Raw genomic sequence first — 9,201 nt, 5'->3', positions numbered from 1 at the left:
TTTGCTCTTGTTTCTTTTCTGCTTTCTTCTTCTGTAACATGGCTAGTTCTAACTTAAATCTTGCACCTTCATCTTCTTTTATCTTCAATGCTTGTTCATAAGACTCTATAGCTTCATCTAACTCTTTTTTCTCAAGATGTTTATTACCCAAGTTAAGTAAGCTTATGAAATCACGTTCTTTTTCTGCTTTTTCATATGCATCTTCAGTTTTATCATCTTTTTTATCTTTCTTTAGATTAAACAGTGATTTTACACTATCTGTTATGGTCTGCCATATGACTATACTCTTATTCTCATCTTTACTTTCTCTTTTCTCTGGAATAAATGACTTGATAGTATCAATAAGGGTACTCAATTTGAATACATTATGCGTTTCTTCAGTCTTATCTTCTGTATGTGTAAGAGTATCAATATTATCTGTTAATACTGGTTCTTTATCAGCCTTATTCTCTTTTTTTCTAGGGAAATATGATTTAACATTATCTATAAGAGTACACCATGTAGTCCTGCTGTCTTCTTCACACTCATATCCTTCGTACAGCAAAGTATCTTCATGATGCTTCATTACAACATCACTCTTTTTCTCTTTTTTCCCAGGGAAAAACGATTTAATATTATCAGTCAAAATACACCACGTACCAGGTTTTTTCTCACCATCTGATTCACACCCACCTGGCATCAAATCCCTCGCATTATCCATCAATACAGGGATGAAGTATAATGAGACCAATGTGGCTGCTATACTTCCAAAGATGAGTGCTATACCCAATCCACCAAAGATAGGGTCTGTTGCCAGCAATAAACTTCCAAGAATGATCGCAATAGCAGTAAGCATGATCGGTTTTGCACGTGTAGCTGTTGCAACAGCTATGGCTCTTTTCTTCTCCATCCCCTCAGCGATCAAGGACTTTGAAAAATCTATGAGCAGTAAGGAACTTCTCGCACTGATCCCCATAAGTGAGATAAAACCTATCAGTGATGTTGCAGTGAGGAAGAAATGTGTATCTGCTGCATAAAGTGATATCTTATCAGTGATCCAATGCCCTACAATAACCCCTATAATAGACAGAAAACTTCCTATAAGAACAATACCGCTCAAAGCAAAAGATTTATAGTATACAACCATCAACAAAAACATCAATACCAATGCAGCAATAAACGCACCACCTAGATCTCGGAATGTATCAAGAGATACTTTCATCTCACCATCCCAACGTATAAGTACTTCATCACCAGTTTCTTTATCTACTGCAATAAGGTCGAACATATAAGTGTTGATCCCGGGTACTTTACTCATATTATATTCGTCTTTAAGTACTTCTAGCATCTTTTCTCTGGCTTCAAGTAGAGGATAGACTTGACTTACCATATCACATTCAGCAGTGATCGTAACCATATTTTTAAGGTTTTTTCTAAAGATTGTAGGACTTGAATCCGAACTTTTTATTTCAACTACTTCACTTATAGGTACCATCATCCCCTTATCATTCATAAGCTCTAATGAAAAAAGTTTATTCATTAAAGAAGCTTCTGTCCCTTTTTCGACTACACGTGTTTCATCATTAAGCCTTAAAAAAATAGGGATTTGATCTTGCTGGTTTTTTGTATTTTTTTCAGCTATTGGCATCCCTTTAAATGCAAGGTAAATGATTTGATTGACCTGTTCAACATTGAGTCCACTCAATATGATCTTTTCCTTGTCAGGTACTAGATTATACTTCGTATAAATATCATCCTGCATTACATCTATATCAACCAATCCCTCTGTATCTTCAAGTATTTTCGAGACTTTAGCTGACATTTTTCGTAATGCACTGTCATTTGCATTATAGAGTTCTACAACGATCGTTGCCAAAGTTGGAGGTCCCGCAGGCATCTCTATAAATTTTATAGATGTATGAGGAACAATATTACCACATTCACTTTGGATAAAAGGTCGTAGACGATGTGCCATCATATAAGTAGGTTCATCACGATTATTTTTATTTGTAAAATTAAGGACTATCTCTGCCTGATTCTTCATGCGTTTAAGTGCACTTCCTTTTACTAGACCTGCATAATCAAGTGGTGCTCCCTGTCCCAGATATACTTCCATATCTGTGATCTCTTTTTCTTGTTTAAGATAGTTCACGATACATGTTGTAACAGACTCTGTTTCTTTTATAGATGCATTTGTTGCTGTATCGACATAGATAGTCATAGTGTTAGCACTTTTCCCAGGTAACATACGTGCAAGAACCAGTTTAGTAGGTATCATCATCACCGCTGCACCCATAGAAAACAGAACAATAAGTGTTACTATCCACTTATTACGCTTACTGTTAATGATTTTATAGACAATTTTTTCCATTAATTCTCTTCCTTAACAGTCTTTGAATGACTTTCAAACTTAATAAATTTACGAGCGAAATATGGAGCAAATACATAGGCAACAAACAGTGAGATACCAAGAGCTACCGGTACATTTAGAGGAATTGGCTTCATAAATTGCCCCATCATACCCCCAACAAATCCCATAGGTATCATGGTAAGCATAATGGCAATAGTCGCAATGTTTGTTGAAGGGCCTATCTCATCAGTTGCCTGTATGATGATCTCATCAAATTCAAGCTCTTCAGACTCTTTCAGATGCAGTCTTCTATGTATATTCTCAATCACAATGATCGCATCATCAACAATCAGTCCCAAACTCAGAAGAAATGCAAACAGTGTAATACGATTGATCGTCTGATCCGTCATCAATGCGATAAAAAGTGTGGTTGCAAGTATCATTGGTACAGCAATAGTCACAACTAATGACTCTCTCCAACCAAGGAAAGGTACCAGTATCAATGCGATAATAAGTATAGTGATCTCCAAGTGATGTACAAGTTCATTTACGGCTTCATTTGCCCGTATACCATAATTACGTGTCACAATAAAACCAACACCATTTTTCAACAACTTTTCTTTAGACTTTTGGATCTCTTCTATCGCTCTTTGTGCAATGTTTACGGCGTTTGTTCCTTTCAGTTTGGCAATAGTCATAGTGATCTGATCTCCAGCATCACGAAAAAGGATTGGTCCGGGTTCTCCTCCCATATTTTCCTGGTAAGTTATGGAAGCTGAATCATAATTTTGGATATCGTAGTTATATTCGACTTTTGCAATATTTTCCAAATAAATAGGTGATCCCCGATATTGAGCAATGATCAGTTCATTAAGATCTTCAACATTATCCAAGGCATTTTGTACACCAAATACAATAAGCTTGCCTTCTGAAGTTCTTGTGTCTATTTCAGGTGCATTTGAAGAAATAGATTTAACTGCTTGTGTCACCTGCCCCAGGGAGATATTATAAGCAGAAAGTTTATGTAAATCTATCAAAATATTAAACTGTGGTTTTTTCACACCTTTAAGTGTTGTTTTTGCTACGTTATCTAGAGAATTAATATCTTGTTGAAGTTCTCGGATGACCTTATAAAGCTTTATCGTATCAATTTCTTTATTACCTGCTTTATAAAATGCCACAGTCAGTATAGGTATATCGATATCGATATCAAAAGGTTTAACCAATGGTGGCATGGTACCTTTGGGAAGTTGATCCATGTTTTGCATAACTTTATCATAAAGTTTGAGGTTTGACTCCTCTCTGTTTTGACCGATGAAATACTGTACGTTTATCATACCTACATTATTCATAGCCATGCCATAAACATGCTCTACACCTTTGATCTCACGTATACGCCTCTCCAGAGGTTTAATGATGACATTGGTGATCTCACTAGGTGTAGCACCAGGTATGGCAACGATGATAGAGCCACCACTCACTTCTATCTGTGGATCTTCTTCTCTAGGCATAATTTCCAAAGAGAGAAAACCTAAAAGTAAAATAGCAACAGCTATAACAGGGGTAAGAGGATTACTTAAAAATCCTTTTGCGAGATGTCCGGCAATATTTTTTATTTTATACACTTCCATGCATGAAGTATATCAGTTATATACATAAATATAAGTAGTATTTATTAAAAAATATATAATAATTCGCAGTCTATTCCATAATCATTTCTTTTAGTGTCACTTTGACATTCTCTCCCAAGGCATTTACATTATAACCGCCTTCTAAAAAAAAGACAAAAGGAACCTCTGAACAGTTCAATATGAGTCTAACCATTCTTCTTATACCTTCAGTAGTTATATTGAGCTGAGCCAAAGGATCACTTTCATGTAAATCATAGCCTGCTGACACCAAAATAATATCGGGTTTGAATCTGTCAACACATGAAGGTAAATCATTTTCATAAATATCAAGCAATTCACTGTCAGTACTTTCTGGCATCATTAAAAAGTTTGCAGTATACCCTTCACCTTTACCCTCTCCTCTATCTGACTCCGCACCAGTGCCAGGATATGTATAAGCCTGATGTGAAGAAAAATAAAATACAGAGTCATCTTCATAAAATGTATCTTGTGTACCGTTACCATGATGGACATCAAAATCAATGATCATCACTTTTTCATACTCTATACTTTGTGCATACCGTGCAGCTATGGCAATATTATTGAAAAGACAAAACCCCATTGCTTGTGTAGGTGTCGCATGATGTCCAGGTGGTCTGACAGCACAAAAAGCTCTTTCAAACTCTCCAGACTTTATACCATCTAAACCGACAATCCCTGCTCCTACAGCCATAATCGCTGCATCATATGAATCACTACTGCAAATAGTATCTGAATCTATGCTTTGACCATATTCACTGGCATTTTTTATTTTTTCTATATGCCCAGAAGGATGTACCAGTTCAAGTATACGCTCTGATACACTGATAGGAGATTTAAATATTAATGATTGATGTAAAGGTTCAATGGCTTTATTAATAGATCTAAGTCGCTGTGGAGATTCCGGATGCATTGCACCAGTATCATGCTTTAGATAAACATCATCTGTTATATATGCTACTTTCATACAACTATTATACTCTATTTTTAAGTACAGCTATCTCTTCTTTTAATTTTTCTATCTCTTTTTTCAGTCGTTCATTCTCTTTTCGAAGACTGTAAGGTTCATTATTCCCTTCCTTAACAATACCCTTTTTCACTTTATTCTCTACAGCATCATCTATAAGGATATACACTACATCTTTACCATTCTCTGTAACTGACTCTGTTGGTAGCTGACCTGATTTAGTCATTTTAACAACATTAAATATACTCAACTTATGTCTTGATGCATATGCTTTAATACTCAATTTTTCCATGATCATCCTACACGATTTATTTACTTTTATAAGGTATAATATTGCAATTTTCATAAGGATTACACTATGTACACTAAAAAACTTAACCCAATGATGTTATTGGTTCTCATTTCTCTAGCTTTTACTCAATTTTCATTAGCAAAACCTGCTAATCAACTCAATGCAGATGTTGATACCGCTATCAAAAAATTTGAAAAAGAAGTTCCAGGTGGAGCGAAATTCCTTTCCCAAGTAAAAGGTTATCTTGTCTTTCCTTCCGTTATCAAAGGTGGATTTATCGTTGGTGCTGAATATGGTGAAGGTGCATTACGTGTAAATGGCACAACAAAACACTTTTACAGTATGACATCTGCTTCTATAGGATACCAAGCCGGTGTTCAAGAGCACTCTGTCCTTATCGCCTTTATATCAGAGGCATCTTTAAACAACTTTATTAAAAGTAACGGATGGGAAGCTGGTGTAGATGGTTCTATCACAGTATCAGACTGGGGGAAAAATAAAGATATAACTTCCATAAGTTATGAAAAACCTATTGTTGCATTTATATATGGGGCAGAAGGTTTAATGTTAGGTGTAAGTATCGAAGGTACAAAATTCCAAAGAATAGTACCTAATTAAATTTTTTATAATGTTTGATGGTGTTCTCTCTCCATCAAACAGATTCAAATTTTTACATTATCTTTTCAATTCACTTTAAAAAGACTTCTAGTTACACTCTTCATCATTTTTTTCTTCTTACGACATGTATCACACTTGATTAAATTCTATTTTGTGTTATAATAAATAACTTTAATTAAGGACAAGTGATGAAAATATTTAAGTTTCTACCTCTACTGCTCGTTATGCTTTTAGCATTTACTACATCCTCTATGGCAACATTAAACTCTGCAAGTGAAATAGACAAAGATGCAAATGAAGCACTCAGAACATTTTACAAAGAAGTCAAAGGTTCCAAAAAATATTTGGAACATGCAAAGGCTTATCTTGTCATTCCAGACATCAAAGAAGTAGGATTTTTTGTTGGCGGTAAATATGGCGAGGGTGCACTGCGTGTAGGTAATGCTACTAAAGCATATTACAGCATTACCTCTGCATCTGTTGGGTTCCAAATGGGAGCACAAGTCTATAGTATGATCATAGCCTTTACTTCTGATGCAGCACTCAATAAATTTCTTCTTCTAGACGATGATGAGTGGGAAACAGATGTCGATGGTAAAATAGCCATAGCAGAGTGGAACTCTAAAGAAGAACTTGACGATGTTGATTTTGATGATGATATGGTTGCTTTTATATTTGATTCAAAAGGAATGATGGGTAGCTTTACTATGGAAGGCACCAAATTTGAAAGAATTAAACCCTAATTAAAATTTACTAGCTCCACATATAAAACTTCAGGCAAAGCTCTTTTGAGCTTTGCCCTTTTAAATCTTTTCCATACTATTTTTAATACATTTTTTATGTTATAATAAATCAAATAAATTAAGGACAAGTAATGAAACTATTAAAATCTATATCCCTTCTATTGGCTCTGCTCATGGCATTTAGTACACTATCTATAGCAGAAGATACAGCAGAAGAAATCGATAATGATGCAAATGAAGCGCTCATGGTGTTTTATAAAGAAGTAAATGGTGGTAAAAAGTTTTTAGACAATGCAAAGGGTTACGTTGTTTTTCCTGATGTAAAAGAAGCAGGATTTTTTATTGGTGGTAAATATGGTGAAGGTGCACTACGTGTAAATGGTGTTACTAAAGGGTATTACAGTATCACATCTGCATCAATGGGTATGCAAATGGGAGCACAACAATATTCTTTGATCATAGCTTTAACAACAGATGATGCACTTAATACTTTTATGCGTGATGATGATTGGGAAACTGAGCTTGATGTAAACATTGCTGTAGCTGAATATAATGCTGAAGAAGAGGCTGATGATGTTGATTTTGGTTCCAATATGGTTGGTTTTGTATTTGACTCTAAGGGTATGATGGGTAACTTTTCATTTGAAGGTACAAGATTTGAAAGAATTACACCTGATATAGATTAATTGTTAAATCGATCTTTATAAAAACACTTCTGGCAAAATGATTATTTTTGACCGCATATAGGGCAAAGCCCTATATAGCTTACGCTTCAATGCTAAAGTATGACTTAGAAAAAAACTAAATTTTTTTCTGAACGCTAAGTTTTACGATTCAGCATTTAGTGCTTCACATGCACTGCATTTTAATGCTTGTTCTCTGCAAAAGGCTCACGTAACTAGTTACGTATTAAATCTATCTTTATAAGAACATTTCTGACAAAGTTCTTCTATCGCTTTTCCCTCTTTAAATCCCTCTAACATATTTACCGCACGATTAGAAGTTAAAATCTCGTTTAGCGTATATTCATGCAAGTCTCCAAGTTCTATAATGCCATCACAATCCAAACAGCAAGGTACTACCTTTCCGCTTGCTAAGATGGCCACATGTGATTGTAACCCCTGGCATGTGCCGTCTCCATAGTTCTTATTGTTAAGAGAAGGCCATTCAAAGTAGTTATCGAAATGTACAAGTACTTTTGATGCCAAACGTATAGATTTTGGTCTCTCATCGTAAATATTTTCTAGATTAAGCTTAGTATCAAAAGTAGAAGAAATCTTTTCAAACAATGTTTCATTAAATGTACGTTCACTCATCATTTCATCTAAATTCCATACACGTAAATTAATAAACAGATCTTCTTCTCTTGCCAACTTTGCTTGACATAATGCAAGTACTGGATTAATATATTGCTCAAAGGTGATTGAGGTATCATTTTTATTAAAACTGTTGAGTGAGATATTTATTTGTTTTACACAAGGATGAAAAAGTGTATCATAAGAGTGCTTTTTTAAGAAGTACCCACTGGTTGTTAACATCGCTTTAAGCCCATGCTTATGTAGAATATCTAAATAGTCACTAAGGTTTGAAAGTGTGAGAGGATCACCTACAACATGACATGCTATCTCATTGGTATAGACTTTAGCTTGCTTAACGACAGATTCAAAGAAATCAAGATCCATTTCTTTAGAGGGTAATTCTTTTGTAGGACAAAAACTGCAAGAGAGACCACACACATTAGTAAGCTCTATGTAAATACGATAAAATTTCACAAGTCTATTTCATACAAGCAGAAAGGTCGGTAATGTTTTGTGAACGATTTACACATGGCATACGTGATTGTAAATATATAAGGTCATCTTCTATTTTATCAAGTAGTATATTTTTCCTTTTTTCATCCCAAAGTATAATATAGTCATCTTCTTTTGTACCTAACTGTTCTTTCATTTGACTAAAATGTTCAATACATTGATTGGCAGTAAAGGGATCCTCTCCTGTTTGCAGGCAAGCACGTGTTTCTTTTAGAGATTGTAGCAATTCTGGTAAAAGTTCTTTTTGTTTCTTATAAATATCTTTAGCGATATGATTGATAAATTCTATTCTCTCTTTATCTGTTAAGTCTCTGCTACTATCACTTACATTCTGTTCATCAACATCAAACGTCGCATCTTTTAATATTTTACAAAAGTTTTCTGCCCTGTAAGCATTCTTTGTTTGTATATCGTCCCTAAAGAGTGCAAACTCCTGTATAGGATAATCAGGAACTTCACACTTTTCAGAAGATGTGTTAATATCGAAAACTACTTTTGTCGCTTCTCTAACATATGACACATCTAAAATATGAGATTCTAACTTAAGAACGATATTTTTATAGATGCATTTTTTTACACCATGTCCTTCCCAAACATCACAAAGTACACCAGCAACTTTTTCCTGACCTTTCTTGATCAATGAAGCTGTTTCATCATAAACACTCATATCACTTAAACTTTTTTTACGCTCTAAGAGTTGCTCATTTTCATAATCGGCAGTAATCACTGTATCTTTTGTATGTTTTTCCAATCTTTTTACATGTTGTTTATGTTTGATTGCACCCGTAGTCA

At 34.6% G+C, this 9,201-nt stretch carries 9 protein-coding genes; 3 read left to right on the top strand and 6 right to left on the bottom strand.

All coding sequences use genetic code 11. The features are described 5' to 3' along the window. From ABZC96_RS05955 to ABZC96_RS05940, 4 genes are all read right to left on the bottom strand, one after another. The coding region (locus ABZC96_RS05955) for an efflux RND transporter permease subunit (RefSeq protein WP_373029772.1) at positions 1 to 2,350 on the bottom strand (2,350 nt) is incomplete at its 3' end. Continuing rightward, positions 2,350 to 3,960 carry an efflux RND transporter permease subunit gene (locus ABZC96_RS05950; RefSeq protein WP_373029770.1) on the bottom strand — a complete coding sequence of 537 codons (1,611 nt, stop codon included), beginning with the start codon at positions 3,958 to 3,960 and terminating at the stop codon, positions 2,350 to 2,352. The genes ABZC96_RS05950 and ABZC96_RS05955, both read right to left, overlap by 1 nt. A gap of 70 nt (positions 3,961 to 4,030) precedes the next feature. After that, complete coding sequence (locus tag ABZC96_RS05945) at positions 4,031 to 4,945, bottom strand: histone deacetylase (protein ID WP_373029768.1); 915 nt, start codon at positions 4,943 to 4,945, stop codon at positions 4,031 to 4,033. A 7-nt stretch (positions 4,946 to 4,952) separates the two neighbouring features. Then, a complete protein-coding gene (locus ABZC96_RS05940; RefSeq protein ID WP_373029767.1) occupies positions 4,953 to 5,237 on the bottom strand; it encodes a hypothetical protein in 285 nt (94 codons plus the stop codon). 66 nt (positions 5,238 to 5,303) lie between these two features. Between ABZC96_RS05940 and ABZC96_RS05935 the strand changes: the two genes are divergently transcribed. The 3 genes from ABZC96_RS05935 to ABZC96_RS05925 all read left to right on the top strand — a co-directional run bounded on the left by ABZC96_RS05935 (position 5,304) and on the right by ABZC96_RS05925 (position 7,284). Further along, positions 5,304 to 5,855 carry a YSC84-related protein gene (locus ABZC96_RS05935; RefSeq protein ID WP_373029765.1) on the top strand — a complete coding sequence of 184 codons (552 nt, stop codon included), beginning with the start codon at positions 5,304 to 5,306 and terminating at the stop codon, positions 5,853 to 5,855. Between the two features lie 188 nt (positions 5,856 to 6,043). Next, the gene (locus ABZC96_RS05930; RefSeq protein WP_373029764.1) at positions 6,044 to 6,598 is read left to right on the top strand and encodes a YSC84-related protein; all 555 of its coding nucleotides are present in this window, start codon (positions 6,044 to 6,046) and stop codon (positions 6,596 to 6,598) included. Positions 6,599 to 6,729: 131 nt separating this feature from the next. Then, the gene (locus tag ABZC96_RS05925) at positions 6,730 to 7,284 is read left to right on the top strand and encodes a YSC84-related protein (RefSeq protein ID WP_373029762.1); all 555 of its coding nucleotides are present in this window, start codon (positions 6,730 to 6,732) and stop codon (positions 7,282 to 7,284) included. Between the two features lie 216 nt (positions 7,285 to 7,500). Here ABZC96_RS05925 and ABZC96_RS05920 read toward each other — a convergent pair whose 3' ends face one another. Then, on the bottom strand, positions 7,501 to 8,370 hold the full coding sequence (locus ABZC96_RS05920) for a radical SAM/SPASM domain-containing protein (protein WP_373029761.1): 870 nt from the start codon (positions 8,368 to 8,370) through the stop codon (positions 7,501 to 7,503). 4 nt (positions 8,371 to 8,374) lie between these two features. Further along, a partial coding sequence (locus tag ABZC96_RS05915) for a hypothetical protein (RefSeq protein ID WP_373029760.1) occupies positions 8,375 to 9,201 on the bottom strand: 827 nt, incomplete at its 5' end.

The organism is Sulfurovum sp. (assembly GCF_041551015.1).
Classification (GTDB): Bacteria; Campylobacterota; Campylobacteria; order Campylobacterales; family Sulfurovaceae; genus Sulfurovum.
The sequence above is the reverse complement of the archived record's forward strand: the minus strand, read 5'-3'. Positions and strand labels throughout refer to the sequence as shown.

Coding starts and splice junctions, on each gene's coding strand:
- ABZC96_RS05950 (WP_373029770.1), bottom strand. CDS start 3,960: ATGGAAGTGTATAAAATAAAAAATATTGCCGGACATCTCGCAAAAGGA.
- ABZC96_RS05925 (WP_373029762.1), top strand. CDS start 6,730: ATGAAACTATTAAAATCTATATCCCTTCTATTGGCTCTGCTCATGGCA.
- ABZC96_RS05930 (WP_373029764.1), top strand. CDS start 6,044: ATGAAAATATTTAAGTTTCTACCTCTACTGCTCGTTATGCTTTTAGCA.
- ABZC96_RS05935 (WP_373029765.1), top strand. CDS start 5,304: ATGTACACTAAAAAACTTAACCCAATGATGTTATTGGTTCTCATTTCT.
- ABZC96_RS05940 (WP_373029767.1), bottom strand. CDS start 5,237: ATGGAAAAATTGAGTATTAAAGCATATGCATCAAGACATAAGTTGAGT.
- ABZC96_RS05945 (WP_373029768.1), bottom strand. CDS start 4,945: ATGAAAGTAGCATATATAACAGATGATGTTTATCTAAAGCATGATACT.